The following is a 17,683-nucleotide window of genomic DNA, read 5'->3' as shown; positions in this document are numbered from 1 at the left end:
CAGGATTTCATAGCAGATATGACAGCAGAGTATCCTAAATATATTTTATAAAAACGAGTGGCCCCTGATGAAACCACTCGTTTTTTTATTTTTCTGACAGCCTCTCAAGTACTCTGTCTTAATCGATAAACCACGTCTTTAATCCCTCTTAAAGATGTCTCTTGAGTAAACCTTGTCAATCACATCGTCAAGATTAATATCATTCCGATTAGCAATAATCGCATGCCTAAGTTCTTTAAAACATTTGAGATTATTAACCACCTCTGAACCAAAGAACATTAACTTCATCGAATTATCCATATCTATGAGAGGTGGAGTATGAGCTATACTTTCTTTAAAATAAGGACTCGTCTTCCCAGTCATCTTCCTCCATAATAGTTTCGTCATCTTCCTTAACTTCCTGTCCAGGACTATCTCCCTTAGGTTTAAAAAGATCCAAGACCTTAAATAGGGCAAATACTTTTAGCACTGAAAAAACAAAGAAAATAAGTGCTATTAGCTGAAGAGTTGTCATGACTCAATATACCTCTGTTTCGTTTTTTCGTTGGCAATCCTCGCAGATACCATATATGGTAAACTGACTTTTTGTCACACGATAGCCGGTTTGCTGCGAAGCTTCTTGAGCAATATCCGGTAACTCAATAGCCAAATCACTAATCCGACCACAAACCTCGCAAACCACATTGACATGGTCATGCCCCATAAAGTCAAAGTAGGTCGTATTATCGTTTGTCACCTTTATTTCTGACACAAAGCCTTCATCCACTAACATTCGCAAATTATTATAAATCGTTGCCAAACTGAGGCTAGGAAATTGTGGATTAAGATCTCTATAAATCTGCTCAGCACTAGGATGATGATGTGCCCTTATCATATAAATGACAATCGCTCGACGCGATTCTGTAATTCTGATGTGCTTTCTTTTAAAATGATCTATAACACCCTGATATTCTGGCATTATATCCTCTGTGACTTCAGTTAACATTGGCAAATCACCTCCTTCTGCTATGATCCTAAAATTTGTCAGAGTCGCTTATGCACGCTTTCTAAAAAGTAACTGTAGTTGACATATTATTCCAATATGATCAACGTTTTTTCTTCAAAAATGAATAACTTAAAATACTATACAAAGCAACTATGCCAAAAGTTACTAAATGTACCAAAACAGACTGTTCTTTGGAGAAACCTTTAGAAGCACCTGCAGTAGCTCCTTTTTCAGTAAGGACTGAATCCGTCGTTAAGTCATCAGTCTCCGCATCTGTCTCTTGATCAGTAGACATCTTATCATCCGAAGCAGTTTGTGAATCGTTATCTAAACCTGGTTCCTGGTTCCATTCAAATGGGATCACTATCCCTTGTGGAAAGGCATCAATACTTGGGGCAATAAGACGTGGCATGACACTAGTATTTGTCTCTAGGGATTCAAAGCTATCTAGCAAGGCCTCTACAGCAATCTGAACTGGCATAGGTTCTTGATTACGATCATTTTCAACCGTTGATTGTCCTGAATCATCCCTGACACTATCCGTTATCGCAATAGCCACTGGAGCAGAGCTAGCAGTATCAACTGTAACCACAGGCTCTTGGTTCGGAATACTATCTGATTTCTTTGATAGATCAGGGTCCAAGTTACTATTATTATCAATCTGATCAGCAATAATACTTATGACGATTTCTTGAATCGGTTCAATAGCACTATCATCACGTTCATCGTCTACAACCGGCAAGTCTGGTTCTGGCAATGGTACCATTGGGGCTTCTGGGAGATCTTTAGGTAAAACTGTTAGCTGATAGCTCTCTGAACGTAATCGCCCATCAGAATCACTAACGACCACTGTCACACGATAATCACCAGCTTCAGTCAATATCTGACTTTCACCCTTCTCTAGGGTAACAAGGATACCACTATCTAGATTCTCGTAGGAAATACGCTCAATTTGACTAATCAAGCTATCGTTTTCAAAAAGACCATCTTCAAAATCATGAACTGTGATCGGTGCTAATAAATCAATTACGCCTTCACTGTCAACAACCACTACCGGATCAACTATAATCACCGGAGGTGTATTAACAATTTCATCAATAACAGAAAACGTTAATCCTGAAGCTGTAGTAGCTACTACCGTATAACTAACCTTATCTTTAACACTGATTTGCTCTTTCGTAATAGGAACATAGAGTGTTACTGTATCATTACCATTATCCACCGCTCTTACCGAAAATCGAGTCGTTCCAAAGTCCGGTAAATAATTCAGTTGTTCACCCCGCCAGCTGTCATTGGTACGGTCAAAATAAACAACTATCTGCGTTGTCTTCTCAGCAGTAGACGTACTTACACTAGATTCTTCTCTAGGGATCACTACAGATAAATGATCAATTCCAGTTGATACTACAATTGGGATTTCAGTCACGGCAGTTGATATTGGAAAATTCGCCAAAGCGACTCTGCCTGTTCTCTTAGCTACCTCAGCTGTCATTCCCAAAGCTTCCCATAAATCAAAGTCAGCCACTTCGTCTTCAGTGACTGCGGGACTAGTCTCTGCTATCGTAGAAACCTCGTCTTGGTTTTGCAAATTATTTTCTGATGTTGTCGGTAACGGCGATACTTCCATGGTTCCTGGCTGTTCCGTAACATCTTTCACTTCTCCTGAAACGACCTCTGGCTCGGAAGAACTCAAATCGGTCTGTTCAACTGGAATACTATTAGCTTCTAAGACTGGGACAACAGGTACTGAAATAACAGGTTCTCCTGAAGATAGTCCCTCGGAATCCTGGTCTGCCGCTTGGACATTACCTGTGATCAAAGCACCTGCTAAAATAGCACAAGAAACCAAAGTCACAAGACTTCTAGAAGTCGTTCTTCGATTAACTGATGACAGCAAATGGCTGGACCGAGTAGGATCTTCTCCCATGATAACCTGCTCCTCCTGATAATGTAATTTTTCTCTCAATTTAACTCTATTTCTCTCTATATAATCACTCTATTATACCCTATTATCTCCCAAAATACTATCTAAAGATTTTGCAAAAAAGTCACTGTTTTGATCACAATAGATAGCACTACTCTCTCTAAAACAACTCGAATATGCCAAAAAATGGGGTTGAAAAGTTTCTCCCCATCCAATTGATATCGTCGAAGTAGTATCATTATGGATAGCCTTAGCCATGCAGACGCTAAAACAACCATCCAAATGTATACCCAAGTCACAAAGAAACTCAAGGCAAATATAGCTGAAATCATGGAAAATTATTGATTTTATGCCCCCAAAATGCCCCAAAATACAAAAAAAGCCCATTGCACAACGCCGAAACGTTGATACAATAGGCTTTTTAGAGCTGAATTATTTTACAGCGTCTTTAAGTGCTTTACCAGCTTTGAAGGCTGGAACTTTTGAAGCTGCGATTGAGATTTCTTCACCAGTTTGTGGGTTGCGACCTTTACGAGCTGCGCGTTCGCGAACTTCAAAGTTACCAAAACCAATCAATTGAACTTTGTCACCTTTTGCAAGGAAACCTTCGATAGCTTCAAATACTGCATCAACTGCTGCAGCTGAATCTTTCTTAGTCAATTCTGTTGCTTCTGCAACTTTTGCGATTAAATCTTGTTTATTTGCCATTTTGAACAAATCCTCCATAAAATTTAAGCCGTAGCTTATTAACAATTTCTATCATATCTGAAAAACCTTATCAGGTCAAGTATTAAGCGCCACTCAATAGCTTTTTTATCATTTTGTAAGCTTAAGGTTCTTTAAACAAATCAAAGCGAATACGGTCATTCGCCAAGTCGAACTCCGTCGCTTGAGCGTATAAACCATTTGATAATTCAATGTCTTTTAAGGATAAAATAATCTCTGATTTTTTAGGCTTTATCGCTAAGAAATCTGGAATATCATAAGCATTTGAGATATAACTTAACACCTCTTTTTTGGGTAAGGATAGGGTGCCTGCTGAAACAGATTTTACCTCCAATTGAACATTACCATTACTCAAGACAAAAGGTTCAAAGTAGACATATAAAGGCACTTCATAACCCAATAAAGTATAAGTCCCTTGAAATAACACTTGACTCGATGTTGTATAAAATTCATAGCGAAATCCCTTAGTTTGATAATCTTCTAAAAAGGCTGCCGCTGTATTATTAAGTTCCTCTCTAGTCGTTACAAAACTCCCTGCTTTGATCGGTGTTTTTCTTTTTGAGGTATTTTCAGCTGTCATTTTTTGTTCTCTGGGCTGTAAAACACGATAAACAACCACACTCACAAAGGCTAGATTAAGGGCTAGTAATATTAGAAAAAGATATTTCCATATCGTATGGGATAGCTTAATTTTCATAAGTTTGAGTGATTTCCTCCATTATAGCATCCGCCATAATACTATATCCGGTATTGTTGGGATGAAAGTGGTCTTCAGAAAAGAGGGCGTCATTGACGACTGTTGTCTGATCACCAGAAACAGACACAATCCCTTCTTGACCATCAATTCCCTTGTATAACTGATCATTGATTCCCACAAAATAAACTCCTTCATAGGTTTTTGTCAAGGACTCCGTCTGAGCATTCCAGTTGTCAATCACATCCTGCATCTGCGTCATCTCCGGGAAATTAAGATAAAAGGGATTATAGATACCAATAATATAAATGGGCAAGTCTGGATTTTCGCGACGGGCTAAAGCGATAATCTCTTTCACATTACTGAGATAAGATGTCGTCGCTTTATCAAAACTCTCAAGACTAAGATCATTTAAATGTTGGCGAATGACTTTCATCACATCGTTACCACCGACAGTGAGCGTCATTAAATTAGCTGTTTTAAGGTTCTTCTGAATGACCTCCTGCTGCTTCATCCGATTGAGAATCTGTCGACTGGTGTTGCCTGAAATGCCGTAATTGCTAGTAACCGTATCAAAGCGGTAGGCTTCATCCAAGCGCTGGGCTAGCAAGGGGACAAAACCTCCCTGATTAGTTGTATCTCCTACTCCCTGAGTTAAGGAATCTCCTATGGCTAGTAGGTGAAATTTTTGATTCTTTTCTTGAAGAAAATCAGCTTTTTTTAATTGAGAATCTGACGTTGGCAATACAAACCAAAAGAAGAAACCAAACAATAAGAGACTCGCCATGAACACAGCAAGTTCTTTGAACCACGACTTATTCATAGCGCACCAAAACAGCGAAGGCATCTTCACCCGTATGTGTTTGAATGATAGACCCTGTTTCTAAGACAGGAATCTCTGAGGTCACTAGGTGCTGTAACTTATCTCTCAAACTGACCGCAAAATCCTTTTGACCAGCGTAAGAAATCCCAATCTCTGCAATCGATCGATCGCCGATCGTACTCACAAAGTGATCTAACCACTTGGCGAAGGTTTTGGCACCTCTACCTTTGACAATCGGATTTAGCTCATGATCTTTCATTTCCATTACAACTCGAATATTCAAAAGTGAACTTAACAAGCCTGTTACACGGCCGATACGTCCCCCTTTAACCAAATTTTCCAGAGTAGAGACACCAATATAGAGTTCTGTCTTTTCACGTACCTTTTCAACTCTATCCAAAATGTAGTCCAAATCCCGCCCTTCTTTAGCCAATTTTGCCGCTTCAACAACCTGGAATTTCATAGCCTGATCTGTAAAGCTAGAATCGATAACCGTCACTTGAGCACCCGCGATCATCGCTCCTTGACGAGCAGCTTCAACCGTCCCTGATAGCGAGTGGGACAAATGAATTGATACGATATGTTCTGCGCCATCAGCCATCAAGTTTTCATATACTTCAGCAAATAAACCAACAGGTGGCTGACTGGTTTTAGGCAAGTTTTTACCCTGTTTCATCAAAGACAGGAATTTTCCTTCTTCTTTTAAATCAGCATCCGAATACAGTTCACCATCAATCATCACAGACAAAGGAACGATTGTGATGCCCAAACTATCCGCTAGACCTTTTTCAATGGTCATCGATGAATCTGTCACAATTCTAATATTGCTCATGTCATAACCTATTCTAATCTTAATTTTTATTTATTATACCAAAAAGCAGGCATTTTAGGAATCGTTTTCTGGTGACGCTTGCACGAAACGGTCATCATAAAAACGCCTATTTTTTCAAGAGCTCCTTGGCTTGCTCAATAGCTGTCTGAGTAACATCACTTCCTGCAATCATCTTCGCAACTTCCTGCACACGCTCTTCATCTGTCAACAAACGCACGGTTGAGACTGTCGAATGTTCATCGCTTTGTTTCGAAATGAAAAACTGATAGTCTGCTGCTGCAATTACCTGTGGTAAGTGTGAGATAGCCAGAACCTGCCCATTGCTACCAATCTTATGGATCTTTTGAGCAATCGCTTGGGCAACACGACCAGAAACTCCGGTATCTACTTCGTCAAAGACAATACTGGTCTTATCCTCCTTACGCGAAAAAGCTGACTTGATAGCGAGCATTAAACGTGATAATTCTCCACCTGAAGCAACTTTTACAAGTGGTTTGAAATCTTCTCCAGGATTTGTGGAAATGTAGAATTCAACCACCTCATTACCCTCTTTGCCAAATTTCCCCTTTGAAAAATGCACTTTAAAATCCGCTTTTTCCATATAGAGATCCTGCAACTCAGCCTTAATGTCCTTTTCTAGCTCTGATGCAATATCACGACGCGCTTGTGACAGTCGTGCTGCCGAACTGAGCAAGTCTTTTTCAAGCAAGCGCAAATCTGATTCCAAACTCTCAGAATTGCTATCATTACCAGTCAGCAAATTATATTCTTTTGTAATATTATCAAAATAATCTAGGACATCATCAACACTGCCCCCATATTTTCGAGTGATGGCATTGAGCGTATCTAAACGCGATTCAACTGCTTGCAAATAACCTGCATCAAAATCTAAATGATAAATGATATCTTCTAGGCGCTTACTAACGTCTTCTAAAATATAATAGCTCTCACTGAGATGACTAGATAACTCCTTAAATTCAGGGTCAAACTCTTCTAGAGTCACCATATCATTCATCGCAGACCGAATATTAGACAAACTTGAGAAGTTATCATTATCTAGCATGGCATAAGCGTTGGCCAGAGTGTCCGCAATCTGCTTGTGATTCATTAACTTATCACGTTCTTGAGTCAATTTCTCATCTTCACCCGACTTCAAATGCGCCGATTCAATTTCAGCTATCTGAAAAGCCAACATATCAATTCGCGCCTTGTGTTCGCGCTTATTTTGTTGCTGTTCCAACACACGCTTACGTAAAAGCCGATAGTTCTCAAACACCGCCTGATAATACTGTTTAATAGCACGAAAATCAGCATTGCCAAATTCATCTAACATGCGAATGTGAAGACTGGGTTTCATCAACTCTTCTTGATCATGCTGCCCATGGATATCAACCAAATGCTGCCCTATAGCTTTCAAGGTTGTCAAATTAACCATTTGACCATTAACACGGCTCACACTTCGCCCATTTTGGAAAATGTCTCGTCTGATAATCAAATCATCTTCTAGATCAATCCCATTTTCCTCTAAAATAGCCACTAAATGCGGGGATTTTTCAACAGAAAAGAGCCCTTCGATTTCAGCTTTGGTTTCACCTCGACGGATGACTTCTGTAGAAGCACGCGCTCCCAACATCATATTCATAGCATCAATGATAATGGATTTACCGGCTCCCGTCTCACCCGTCAAAACGGTCATACCATTATCAAAGGTTAATGAAATCTCCTCAATGATCGCAAAGTTTTTTATGGAAATTTCTAATAACATGACAATCCTCTATTTCTTTTTAATCCAATGGTCAAAAGTCTCGTATAGGGCACTGGCATCATCTGGCGACTGCGCTACCAATAGCAAACTGTCGTCATCAACAATTAAACTAAAAATACCCGAAGAGAACTCTTCTAAAATTAAGCGTTTTAAGTATTTTGTCGATCCAGGCACTACAGAAAAATGCAACAAGTGCTCATTAAAATGATTTCCTCTTGACAAAGAAAGAATGTCTTCTGAAGCTCTCTGAAGAGGACTCATGTAGCGTTTTGCTGCCTCTGATGACAAACCGTATACATAGCCGCCACGGTTGTTTTTTACCTTGATGATACCGATAGTATCAATATCACGCGAAATAGTCGCCTGCGTAACCACAACCCCGTTATCTTTTAAAATCGCAACAAGTTCCTGTTGCGTCTCGATATCTTGCTCACTAACAATTTTTCGAATTAAATCAAGCCGTTCCGTTTTCCTCATGTTTTTTAAATTCCTCGTGTGATTGTCGCACTACTTCCTCAATAAGATGTGACACTAAATTTTCAGGAACATCCGACTTCACTAAATGTGCTAAAAATTCAATATTCCCGTGGCCACCTTGAATTGGTGAAAAAGTGAGTCCCTTAACTGTAAATCCGTAATTCAGTGCAAAAGATGTGACTTCTCTCAAAACTTTCTCGTGAATGCTCTTGTCTTTGACAATACCATTTTTACCAATCTGGTCACGTCCAGCCTCAAACTGTGGCTTTACCAAGGCAACCACATCTCCATGATCCACTAAAATAGCAGAAAGAGCCGGTAAAATAAGGTTCAAGGATATAAAACTCACATCAATACTAGCTAATTCTGGGCTACCTTCTAGAAAATCTTTCGGATCCGCATAGCGAAAATTATATTGCTCCATAGAGCGTACACGATCATCTTGACGTAACTTCCAGACTAGCTGATTGGTGCCGACATCTACTGCGTAAACCAAACGTGCACCATTTTGTAACAGAACATCTGTAAAGCCTCCTGTTGAAGCACCGATGTCAATAGCCAGTTTGTTGTCAGCATTGATCTCAAAGGTGGTTAAAGCTTTTTCAAGTTTTAGGCCACCGCGGCTCACATATTTGAGCTTTTCACCTTTTAATTTCAACTCCGTTGCCTGGTCAATCTTCTCACCTGGCTTATCATAACGCTCCCCATTGATGACATTGACGACTAAACCGGCCATAACGCCACGTTTGGCTTGCTCACGGGTGTCAAAAAGCCCCTGTTTATAAGCTAGCACATCCACTCTTTCCTTGGGCATGAAGTCGTAACCTTTCTATCATTTTTATCATTTCCTGTGACTGGAAGACCGTTTCCATCTCCAACCCTCTCAAGATAGCAATCGCTTGGTCTAATGAATTTTCCAATAACTCATGAGACTGCTCAAGACCTATCAATGCTGGATAAGTAGATTTTTGGGCAGATACATCTTTACCAGGTGTCTTTCCTAAAGCGTCAAAATCCGCTGTCACATCTAAAATATCATCGCGGATTTGAAAAGCCAATCCGACCAACTGCCCCACCTGTTTTAACTGATCAAGCACACCATCAGGCTGTTGGGCGATGTAACCCGCCGCGAGAAAAGGGAAGGTCAATAAAGCCCCTGTTTTATTAGCATGAATAGCTTGGATTTGTTCCAAGTTCAGGGACTTCCCCTCACCTTTCATGTCTAACATCTGACCACCAACCATACCAAAAGTACCTGAAAAACGTGATAAGAGTTGAATGAGTTGTATTTTAACATCAGATGGCAAAGCCGTTTCAACAATCAGTGAAGGCGCATCTAAAAAAAGGGAGTCCGCTGCTAAAATGGCTGTTGCTTCATCGAACTTTTTGTGACTCGTTAAACGCCCACGACGGTAGTCATCATCATCCATCGCCGGCAAATCATCGTGAATCAAGCTTCCAGTATGAATCATTTCAAGAGCCGCAGCGACATCTAAATGGCATTGCGTCATGGAAAGGCCAAACCCCTCCAAAAGCGTCAGCAATAAGATCGGACGAATCCGCTTTCCACCACCTTCAATCGAATAGAGAATCGCTTTAACAAGCTCATCAGAAACCCTTCCTTGACTTTCGTAATAACGCTCTATGGCCTGGCTAATTAAGCTAAATTTATCCATTAGATATCCATTTCCACTTCACTACCATCAGGCTGCATCACCTTCACCAAGGTTTTTTCCGCATCCTGTAAGGTTTTTTGTAATTCTTTAGACAATGTCATGCCTTTTTGAAACTGCTCAATAGCTTTTTCCAACGGCACATCACCACCCTCTAATTGGGCAACAATTGTCTCTAAATCATTTAAATTTTCCTCAAATGTTTTTTGCTTATTTGGCATTTTTTACCTCTACTTCTATGTGACCATCTTTCATCGCAATGTTAAGAGTGTCACCATCTTGCACATCACTAACGCTGGTAACTGGTCTCCCCTCTTTTTCCACAATAGCATAACCACGCGCGACAATCCTCTTAGTATCCAGCGACATCAGGGCCTCCTGGGCTTTTTCCAAGCGGCTAACCTTGCTGTCATAAAGACTTGTCATGCTGGACATTAATAGTCGCTGCAAACTGGTTAACTTGTCTTTATTGCCCTCAACCTTTTGAGAAAGTCCCAGAGTCAATAAACGTTGCGACAGGAGTCGCTCTCTTTGACGCGCTTCTCCGACCTGCTTAGCCACTTCTTGGTTCAAACGACTGGTCAAATGATCCAGTTTTTGCAAAAAACCATCATAAAGCCGTTCTGGCTGCCTAAAAATGACGGATTGCTCCAGTTTTTCTAAACGCTGACCATACCACCTTAAACGTTGCAAGCTAGCTTGATAAGTCCTCTGTTGACGTTCGCCAATCCAAACGAGTAAGTCCGCCTTACTAACAGGAGTGGCTAACTCCGCAGCTGCTGTCGGTGTTGCAGCACGCTTGTCCGCTACAAAATCAGCCAGGGTTGTGTCAGTTTCATGCCCCACACTGGAAATAATCGGTAGACGCGATTCAAAGATAGCCTCTACAACACTCTCCTCATTAAAAGCCCAGAGATCCTCGATAGAACCCCCTCCTCGACCGACAATAAGTAAGTCTAAGTCAGCTCTTTGGTTGGCTAGTCTAATATTTTGAACAATATCTTTAGCAGCCCCTTCGCCTTGAACCTTAGTTGGAAATACTAAGATTTCGACACCTGGAAAGCGCCTGGACACTGTTGTTATAATATCGCGAATAACGGCGCCACTGACACTCGTTACCACACCAATTTTTTTCGGAAATTGAGGCAGAGTCTGCTTATGCTGCTCTGCAAAATAACCGGCTGCGCTCAGCTTTTTCTTAAGTTGCTCAAACTGTAAAGCCAAGGCGCCAATCCCATCTGGTTCCGCTTTTTCAATGATAATGGAATAAGTGCCACTAGGCTCATACAGCTGCACCCGGCCAATAACATTGATTTTCAAGCCTTCTTCCAAATCAAATCCCAATTTTTTAAAGGAACCTGCCCACATAGTCGCGTGAATAACAGCACCTTCATCCTTTAGGGAAAAATACTGATGATTAGGGCGACGACGGAAGTTCGAAACTTGGCCTGTCAGATAGACGCGTTCCAAATAAGGATCTCGGTCAAACTTTAATTTAAGATACTTCGTTAAATGACTAACGGTAAGATAATCCGCCATCTGATTCCTTTCTTGTTTTTATGCAAAATTCTTTATACATTATACCATTTTTTAAATGATAGGTCAGAAAGTATCTTCTAAATTCAGCCCACAAAGACAACAGAGGCCATAACAAACATACGTCTACTCATAGAGAAGGGAAACACTCCATCAAAGTATAATTCTTTATGAGGTGACTCAGACATTTTACCCACTTAATACTACAAACACTTCTAAAACACCCTTGAACAAAGAATAAAATTAGGATGTTCAATTAGAGACAAAATGCCCCAACAATCGCTTGTTGAAATCAAAAAGGAGCTGGTATTAAAACCCTGCCCCTTAGGATACGATTAAGAAAAGTCTTTTAAAAAAGTGATTGAAAATTCTCAAAAGTTGGCTAATCAGTCAAGGAGGAAACTAATAGAGTGCACCTCCTTACTCGGCGCTTTAGACTCTGATAAAAATGATACTGCAGCTGCTGCGAAGGCTGCTTAATTGATCGCCAACTCCAAATTACTCAGCAAGCCATTTCAGAGTAACTTCAAAACATTAGGACGTGTTAGCAAATCATCCTTTCAGGCATCGCATTCGTTTCCAGTGTTATGGCAAGCTTACAAGGCCCCAACAATGTTATGTGGTTGGTACAAGTCATCTAGATAAGCTATCTCATCGGCACTTAAAATAACATCAAAGGCTCCCATGAAATCATCCAAGTATTTCTCCTTGGTTACCTCAACAATCGGCGAGTGAATGCCCTTTTGCCACAACCAAGCCAAGGCAATTTGTGCTCTAGAAACACCTTTTTGTTCAGCCAATTCTGCTACCCGTGCTACAATTGCACGATCTTGCTCCTCAGTGGCATCGTATTTGGCATGTGCAATTTGATCCGTCTTACTCCGAGCGGTATCAGCAGTCCAATCGCGGACAATTCGCCCAGCCGCTAAAGAACTGTAAGGCACTAGAGCAACTCCCATATCTTGACAAAATGGGATCATTTCTCGCTCATCTTCGCGGTAAAGCATATTGTAGTGATTTTGCATAACTGAAAATCTTGTCCAGCCATTTTTTTCAGCCACATACTGTGCTTTTTGAAACTGCCAGGCATACATAGCAGACGCACCAAATCATTTAATACTGCCATAGTCTCTTCAATGGGGGTATCATAATCCCAACGATGAATATACAGAATGTCAATATAGTCTGTCCCCAGACGTTTCAAACTGGCATCTACATGATTAAAGATCGCCTTGCGCGATAAGCCCTTTGTGTTTGGACTATCAGAGTGCCCATCACCAAAGAAAATCTTAGTAGCAATAACAACCTCGTCACGATTTGCAAACGCCTTTAGAGCACGCCCTAAGTATTCTTCACTAGTACCTTCCGCATAGCTATTAGCAGTATCAAAAAAATTAATCCCCACATCGAGTGCTTTTTTAATGATTTTCTGACTAGCTACTTCATCCAAGAGCCACCCCGAATGAAAGCCTTTACTAACATCTCCAAAACTCATGCACCCCACACATAACTTCGAAACCTCCAGACCTGTTTGACCTAACTTAAGATACTCCATGATGATAACCTCCTGGACTGAATTCTAGATAACATTACCATTATCCCCTACGAACCCAGTTGTTATCAAGCGCTTTCATCGTCTTTTAAAGTTAGCCTGGTCCTCTTTCATAAATGTGCCCTCTCTTATCCTTGATAACCAAGACTTGTCTCACACCAAGATAAAAAAGGCACACCCCATCCAAAAAAGAGAATCGCTTTGACTATCAGCAACTGCCTAAGGTGCCGATTTGAGGACTAAAAAAGAGACAGGATGGGCTCCGGGCTCTAGAATGTTATGAACGCGTTAAAGTATAGTCTTTTGAATTAACTTTGATACATCGTTACTTTCGACTTGCCGTACTCAAGTACTGTCCGCGTCTCAGTTCCTTGTCTGAAAGTTAATTCATTTGACTATATTTACCATACGTACTGCTACTCCCTACCAATTAAAATCATCTCCAACAGTTCAAATCATATAATAAACAATAGCAAGGTATTGTAGAGTAGATGCCAAGAGAATAAAGAGATGCCAAATCATGTGAAAATAAGGTTTCTTTTTAGCATAAAAGAAAGCACCTATCGTATAAGCCAAACCACCTGCCAGCATCAACAGCCCGAAAACGACTGTCGTTTCCTTGATAATCGCCGGAAGAATAAAAACAACCAACCAGCCCATCAATAAATACAGGATAAGACTAAAGCGTTCATTGATGTTTCTTGCAAAGATTTTGTATAAAATGCCAAATACGGTTACACCCCACTGCAAAATAATGATGACTATCCCTAACCATCCTCCTACAAGAGATAAGGCTACTGGAGTATAAGAGCCTGCAATAGCGATGTAAATCATACTATGATCAATGATACGCAAAATGTATTTTTGCGGCGTACCATAAGCCATTGAGTGGTATACAGTAGATGATAAAAACATCAAAAACAAACTAATGACAAAAATAGACATTCCCACAACCGCTGTCACATCGTAACGTTGAAAAGCATAAACTGCCGTAACCGGCAGAAGCGCCAACATCCCCAAAGCACCGATGCCATGCGTCACCGTATTAGCAACTTCCTCCCCAAAAGATAGCGGATTACTCAATTTAAAGGTTTGATTCATTATTGACAGCCCCTCCCATTTCTAAAGTCAACAAACGTGCTTTATAGTATGTCTTGATCGCTAAACATGAGTAATGAATCACTTCGGGAATCGTACTTGTTTCTTCGCTCATACCAACTACAAAAAAGTGATAAAGCTCTTCAGAGGAATAGTCTTTTCTTAAAACGGACAGTGTCTCCCCAACTTCTTGCAAGCTAAACACATTTTTCAAAAAAGCAATTGCAATCAAACGCGCCAGGTGATGACGCTGATACTTTTTCTTGATGGGTTTATCAAGATGACCATTTTTGACATAATTATTAACCATCGCAGCTGTTACACCTTTTCGATCGCGGTTCAAAGGCGTCTGGCTAACTTTATTGACATAATACAATACCTGATCTAAATACAAGTCCAATTCAGGCAATTGTCCCCAATCGGGTAATGGATTTAATTTTATTTCTTCAAAATCATATAATCTAGTTTCCATAACTAGATTATAACACTTCACTAAAAATATACAAGAAAAAACCTCGTCAGTGACGAGATTCTAACCTAATGATCTAAACTTCTACGAGCTGCCTCATAGGTCTGTTCTAATAACATCGTAATTGTCATTGGGCCTACCCCACCAGGTACTGGGGTAATGTAAGAGGCTTTGGGCTCTACTGATGCAAAATCAACATCCCCGACTAGTTTACCATCAGCATCACGATTCATACCAACATCGATTACAACTGCACCATTTTTAACATAATCCGCCGTGATAAAATTGGCTTTACCAATCGCTACAACTAAAATATCCGCTTTGTGGGTAATCTCTGAAAGATGACGTGTCTTTGAGTGAGTGGAAGTCACAGTTGCATTAGCTTCTAATAACAGTGCAGCCATGGGTTTTCCTACGATATTTGAACGTCCAACAACTACAGCATTCTTTCCTTCTAAAGAAATGCCATAGACCTCAAACATCTTCATAATACCCGCTGGTGTACAAGGTACCATCATCGGCTGGCCAGACCAAAGTCTTCCAGTATTCACATGATGAAAACCATCCACGTCCTTATCAGGATCGATAGCCAAAACCACACTGTCTTCATCAATATGCGCCGGGAGAGGCAACTGGACTAAAATACCATGGAAACGGTCATCATGATTGTATTTGTCCACAATGGCTAACAGCTCTTCCTGGCTGATATCGGCTGACAAACGGACTGTTTCACTATAGAAACCAGCTTTTTCAGCAGCACGCTCCTTATTTCTGACGTAAATATGACTGGCAGGATCATCACCAACTAAGATAACAACCAAACCAGGAACGACTCCCTTTTCTGCTTTTAAAAGGCTAATCTTATCAGCTAATTCAGACTGCAGCTTTTGCGCTAGTGCTTTTCCGTCTATACGTATTGCCATTTCATCACCTCTATCATTTTTTAACATTATAACATAAAGCAAAAAAGAGGCTGGAACAAAAAGCTCCAAAACCTCAACTTTTATCTTGAAATCCGTTTTATTATAAAAACCACCATGATTTCGTTCGGTTTTTATAGAATAAGTGACTTATTTTAGATATCTTCCTAAAAATAACCGAATGCTAGTTTAACTCCTCGATATCCTCTAGCGGTTTACAAAACCTTGCTTAAGAAATTCTTAGTTCGCTCTTCTTGTGTGTTTTCAAAGATTTGTTCAGGTGTACCATCTTCAACAATATAACCACCATCCATGAAAATAACACGATCTGCCACTTCACGGGCAAATCCCATTTCATGCGTTACAATGACCATAGTCATGCCTGATTTAGCGAGATCTTGCATAACAGCCAACACTTCACCTACCATCTCTGGGTCAAGAGCTGAGGTTGGTTCATCAAATAACAACACATCCGGATCCATGGCTAAACCTCTAGCAATGGCAATACGTTGCTGTTGTCCACCCGACAAGCTAGATGGGTAAGCATTTGCCTTTTCTCCTAACCCCACTTTCTCAAGTAGGTCATGTGCCTTTGCTTCTGCTTCAGCTTTGGAGAGTCCCTTAGTTTTTATAGGAGATAAGGTAATGTTATCGAGAACTGTCATATTAGGGAAAAGGTTAAATTGCTGAAAAACCATCCCCATTTTCTCACGCATTTTAAAAATATCATTTTTTTTATCAGTGATATCCACACCTTCAAAGGTGATCGTTCCCTTTGTAGGCACTTCCAGTAGGTTCATGGTTCTCAAAAATGTTGATTTTCCTGAACCTGATGGACCAATAATAACAACAACTTCTCCTTGTTTGATGTCAAGATCGATTCCTTTTAAAACTTCATTTTTACCAAAGTATTTATGAAGATTATCGATAGTAATCAGTGTTTCAGACATTATAATGTCCCTCCATTTTCCATGCGCTTTTCAAGTAATTTTAACAAGCTAGACATCGCTGTTGTGATCATCAAATAATAGAAAGCGGCAAATAATAAAGGCTCTACCGGAATATAGGTTGCCGTCACGACAGACTGCGCACCGTTCCACAATTCCATGACACCAATCGTTTGCAAAAGTGAACTATCTTTGATAATCGTAATAAACTCATTACCTAAAGCAGGCAAAATATTTTTTATCGCTTGAGGTAAGATAACATAGCGCATCGCGTTACGTGGCTTAATTCCTAGAGAATAAGCAGCTTCTAACTGACCTTTAGGAACAGATTCAATACCTGCACGAACAGACTCTGAAATATAAGCCCCACTATTTAAAGAGATGATGATAATCCCTGGCAAGAGACGTGTGAAGTCCATATCAAGAACACCAAAACCAATTGTTGGCGCATTCGTAAAATGCATCCATGCAAACGCAATCATGATCTGAACAACCATCGGAGTGCCTCGGAAAATCCAAACATAAAAACTGGCTAGCCAACTCAAAGGTTTAAACGAATTTCGCTTAGCCAAAGCTACCAAAATCCCAATAATGGTCCCGAAAAACACGACACAGAATGAAATCATAATCGTGACAAGCACGCCATAGTTAAAATAAGCCCAATACTTGGGAAGGAATGAAAAATCCATAAGTACTCCTAATAATTAATTATTAGAGGTATTATAGCATAATCGGGTAAAAAATACAATTAAAACGGTATTTTTATACATTTATTGTAAAAAATATACCAAAAGTGCTAAAAAAGGACTGAGGTTCTCCCTCAATCCATTAAGTACCCTCGCTTAATAAAGCAAGTCATAAATCTCCATAGCGATTAAATCGATGCTGTCAAAAGAGTAAGACTCTCTTGCTTCAACATCACGCAAGGTAAACACGGGACCATTTTCAGGATCGTTACTGAAAGAAACCTCAGCGACAACGACTCCTTCGCGTTCAAAATTACGTTTTAAATTACCACCATCAGTCGCCATAAGTTCTAAACGGTTGATGATTCTCACTAAATGTGATTCCATATCATGCTCCTCTATTTCTATTACTTTCCCATATTTTACCATAAAAACCACCTAAAGTAACACGAAATCCACTAATTTTACGTTTTATTCCCTATTTCTGCTCTCCATATCACCGATTTTAGCACTCTATGTACGAAAGTGCTAAAATATAATCTTTTTACTTGCAATGATTGACGTTAGTGCTATAAT

Annotated in this window: 19 protein-coding genes and 2 pseudogenes; all 21 read right to left on the bottom strand. The window is 40.0% G+C overall.

The features are described from left to right. Positions 1-138: 138 nt before the first annotated feature. A pseudogene (locus G574_RS0108495) lies at positions 139-276 on the bottom strand (UDP-glucose 6-dehydrogenase); the annotation flags it as partial. A 58-nt stretch (positions 277-334) separates the two neighbouring features. After that, entirely contained in the window at positions 335-514 is a 180-nt protein-coding gene (locus tag G574_RS0108490; RefSeq protein ID WP_017769715.1) for a hypothetical protein, read from the bottom strand. Between the two features lie 3 nt (positions 515-517). Continuing rightward, complete coding sequence (locus G574_RS0108485) at positions 518-985, bottom strand: Fur family transcriptional regulator (RefSeq protein WP_051130559.1); 468 nt, start codon at positions 983-985, stop codon at positions 518-520. Positions 986-1,085: 100 nt separating this feature from the next. Next, a complete protein-coding gene (locus G574_RS0108480) occupies positions 1,086-2,951 on the bottom strand; it encodes a hypothetical protein (protein WP_156828124.1) in 1,866 nt (621 codons plus the stop codon). Between the two features lie 390 nt (positions 2,952-3,341). Further along, complete coding sequence (locus tag G574_RS0108470) at positions 3,342-3,617, bottom strand: HU family DNA-binding protein (RefSeq protein WP_017769711.1); 276 nt, start codon at positions 3,615-3,617, stop codon at positions 3,342-3,344. Positions 3,618-3,738: 121 nt separating this feature from the next. Continuing rightward, a complete protein-coding gene (locus G574_RS0108465) occupies positions 3,739-4,332 on the bottom strand; it encodes a YpmS family protein (protein ID WP_017769710.1) in 594 nt (197 codons plus the stop codon). Further along, positions 4,322-5,152: an SGNH/GDSL hydrolase family protein gene (locus tag G574_RS0108460; RefSeq protein WP_029691831.1), complete on the bottom strand. Its 831-nt coding sequence runs from the start codon at positions 5,150-5,152 to the stop codon at positions 4,322-4,324. The genes G574_RS0108465 and G574_RS0108460 overlap by 11 nt, the downstream gene beginning before the upstream one ends. Further along, on the bottom strand, positions 5,145-5,984 hold the full coding sequence (locus tag G574_RS0108455; protein ID WP_029691830.1) for a DegV family protein: 840 nt from the start codon (positions 5,982-5,984) through the stop codon (positions 5,145-5,147). Before G574_RS0108455 ends, G574_RS0108460 begins: the two co-directional genes overlap by 8 nt. A 106-nt stretch (positions 5,985-6,090) precedes the next feature. Further along, a complete protein-coding gene (gene recN / locus G574_RS0108450; RefSeq protein ID WP_029691829.1) occupies positions 6,091-7,749 on the bottom strand; it encodes a DNA repair protein RecN in 1,659 nt (552 codons plus the stop codon). Positions 7,750-7,758: 9 nt separating this feature from the next. Then, entirely contained in the window at positions 7,759-8,226 is a 468-nt protein-coding gene (locus tag G574_RS0108445; RefSeq protein ID WP_029691828.1) for an arginine repressor, read from the bottom strand. Continuing rightward, positions 8,204-9,040, bottom strand: a complete 837-nt coding sequence (locus G574_RS0108440) for a TlyA family RNA methyltransferase (protein WP_029691827.1) — start codon at positions 9,038-9,040, stop codon at positions 8,204-8,206. Before G574_RS0108440 ends, G574_RS0108445 begins: the two co-directional genes overlap by 23 nt. Continuing rightward, positions 9,006-9,902 carry a polyprenyl synthetase family protein gene (locus G574_RS0108435; RefSeq protein WP_029691826.1) on the bottom strand — a complete coding sequence of 299 codons (897 nt, stop codon included), beginning with the start codon at positions 9,900-9,902 and terminating at the stop codon, positions 9,006-9,008. The genes G574_RS0108440 and G574_RS0108435 overlap by 35 nt, the downstream gene beginning before the upstream one ends. After that, positions 9,902-10,120, bottom strand: coding sequence for an exodeoxyribonuclease VII small subunit (locus G574_RS0108430; RefSeq protein WP_017769703.1), 219 nt, complete (start codon positions 10,118-10,120; stop codon positions 9,902-9,904). The genes G574_RS0108435 and G574_RS0108430 overlap by 1 nt, the downstream gene beginning before the upstream one ends. Further along, positions 10,110-11,438 carry an exodeoxyribonuclease VII large subunit gene (xseA, locus tag G574_RS0108425; RefSeq protein WP_023649393.1) on the bottom strand — a complete coding sequence of 443 codons (1,329 nt, stop codon included), beginning with the start codon at positions 11,436-11,438 and terminating at the stop codon, positions 10,110-10,112. Before xseA ends, G574_RS0108430 begins: the two co-directional genes overlap by 11 nt. 593 nt (positions 11,439-12,031) lie before the next feature. Beyond that, a pseudogene (locus tag G574_RS10945) lies at positions 12,032-12,990 on the bottom strand (aldo/keto reductase). Between the two features lie 447 nt (positions 12,991-13,437). Then, the gene (gene trhA, locus G574_RS0108415; RefSeq protein WP_029691825.1) at positions 13,438-14,088 is read right to left on the bottom strand and encodes a PAQR family membrane homeostasis protein TrhA; all 651 of its coding nucleotides are present in this window, start codon (positions 14,086-14,088) and stop codon (positions 13,438-13,440) included. After that, a complete protein-coding gene (locus G574_RS0108410; protein WP_029691824.1) occupies positions 14,072-14,557 on the bottom strand; it encodes a DUF1836 domain-containing protein in 486 nt (161 codons plus the stop codon). Before G574_RS0108410 ends, trhA begins: the two co-directional genes overlap by 17 nt. 65 nt (positions 14,558-14,622) lie before the next feature. Beyond that, positions 14,623-15,477: a bifunctional methylenetetrahydrofolate dehydrogenase/methenyltetrahydrofolate cyclohydrolase gene (locus G574_RS0108405; RefSeq protein ID WP_029691823.1), complete on the bottom strand. Its 855-nt coding sequence runs from the start codon at positions 15,475-15,477 to the stop codon at positions 14,623-14,625. 212 nt (positions 15,478-15,689) lie between these two features. Beyond that, positions 15,690-16,424 carry an amino acid ABC transporter ATP-binding protein gene (locus tag G574_RS0108400; protein ID WP_029691822.1) on the bottom strand — a complete coding sequence of 245 codons (735 nt, stop codon included), beginning with the start codon at positions 16,422-16,424 and terminating at the stop codon, positions 15,690-15,692. After that, positions 16,424-17,110, bottom strand: a complete 687-nt coding sequence (locus tag G574_RS0108395) for an amino acid ABC transporter permease (RefSeq protein WP_029691821.1) — start codon at positions 17,108-17,110, stop codon at positions 16,424-16,426. The genes G574_RS0108400 and G574_RS0108395 overlap by 1 nt, the downstream gene beginning before the upstream one ends. Before the next feature lie 153 nt (positions 17,111-17,263). Further along, entirely contained in the window at positions 17,264-17,494 is a 231-nt protein-coding gene (locus G574_RS0108390; protein ID WP_000443582.1) for a DUF1797 family protein, read from the bottom strand. Positions 17,495-17,683: the final 189 nt, after the last annotated feature.

Origin of the sequence: Streptococcus hyovaginalis DSM 12219 (genome assembly GCF_000420785.1) — a bacterium.
Classification (GTDB): domain Bacteria; phylum Bacillota; class Bacilli; order Lactobacillales; family Streptococcaceae; genus Streptococcus; species Streptococcus hyovaginalis.
This window is presented reverse-complemented; position numbering and strand designations above follow the sequence as displayed.

Excerpts from the sequence above, each read along its gene's own strand:
- recN (WP_029691829.1), bottom strand. The coding sequence starts at position 7,749 with ATGTTATTAGAAATTTCCATAAAAAACTTTGCGATCATTGAGGAGATT.
- xseA (WP_023649393.1), bottom strand. The coding sequence starts at position 11,438 with ATGGCGGATTATCTTACCGTTAGTCATTTAACGAAGTATCTTAAATTA.
- G574_RS0108405 (WP_029691823.1), bottom strand. The coding sequence starts at position 15,477 with ATGGCAATACGTATAGACGGAAAAGCACTAGCGCAAAAGCTGCAGTCT.
- trhA (WP_029691825.1), bottom strand. The coding sequence starts at position 14,088 with ATGAATCAAACCTTTAAATTGAGTAATCCGCTATCTTTTGGGGAGGAA.
- G574_RS0108445 (WP_029691828.1), bottom strand. The coding sequence starts at position 8,226 with ATGAGGAAAACGGAACGGCTTGATTTAATTCGAAAAATTGTTAGTGAG.
- G574_RS0108485 (WP_051130559.1), bottom strand. The coding sequence starts at position 985 with ATGTTAACTGAAGTCACAGAGGATATAATGCCAGAATATCAGGGTGTT.
- G574_RS0108395 (WP_029691821.1), bottom strand. The coding sequence starts at position 17,110 with ATGGATTTTTCATTCCTTCCCAAGTATTGGGCTTATTTTAACTATGGC.
- G574_RS0108460 (WP_029691831.1), bottom strand. The coding sequence starts at position 5,152 with ATGAATAAGTCGTGGTTCAAAGAACTTGCTGTGTTCATGGCGAGTCTC.
- G574_RS0108390 (WP_000443582.1), bottom strand. The coding sequence starts at position 17,494 with ATGGAATCACATTTAGTGAGAATCATCAACCGTTTAGAACTTATGGCG.
- G574_RS0108455 (WP_029691830.1), bottom strand. The coding sequence starts at position 5,984 with ATGAGCAATATTAGAATTGTGACAGATTCATCGATGACCATTGAAAAA.
- G574_RS0108465 (WP_017769710.1), bottom strand. The coding sequence starts at position 4,332 with ATGAAAATTAAGCTATCCCATACGATATGGAAATATCTTTTTCTAATA.
- G574_RS0108400 (WP_029691822.1), bottom strand. The coding sequence starts at position 16,424 with ATGTCTGAAACACTGATTACTATCGATAATCTTCATAAATACTTTGGT.
- G574_RS0108440 (WP_029691827.1), bottom strand. The coding sequence starts at position 9,040 with ATGCCCAAGGAAAGAGTGGATGTGCTAGCTTATAAACAGGGGCTTTTT.
- G574_RS0108410 (WP_029691824.1), bottom strand. The coding sequence starts at position 14,557 with ATGGAAACTAGATTATATGATTTTGAAGAAATAAAATTAAATCCATTA.
- G574_RS0108490 (WP_017769715.1), bottom strand. The coding sequence starts at position 514 with ATGACAACTCTTCAGCTAATAGCACTTATTTTCTTTGTTTTTTCAGTG.
- G574_RS0108435 (WP_029691826.1), bottom strand. The coding sequence starts at position 9,902 with ATGGATAAATTTAGCTTAATTAGCCAGGCCATAGAGCGTTATTACGAA.
- G574_RS0108470 (WP_017769711.1), bottom strand. The coding sequence starts at position 3,617 with ATGGCAAATAAACAAGATTTAATCGCAAAAGTTGCAGAAGCAACAGAA.
- G574_RS0108430 (WP_017769703.1), bottom strand. The coding sequence starts at position 10,120 with ATGCCAAATAAGCAAAAAACATTTGAGGAAAATTTAAATGATTTAGAG.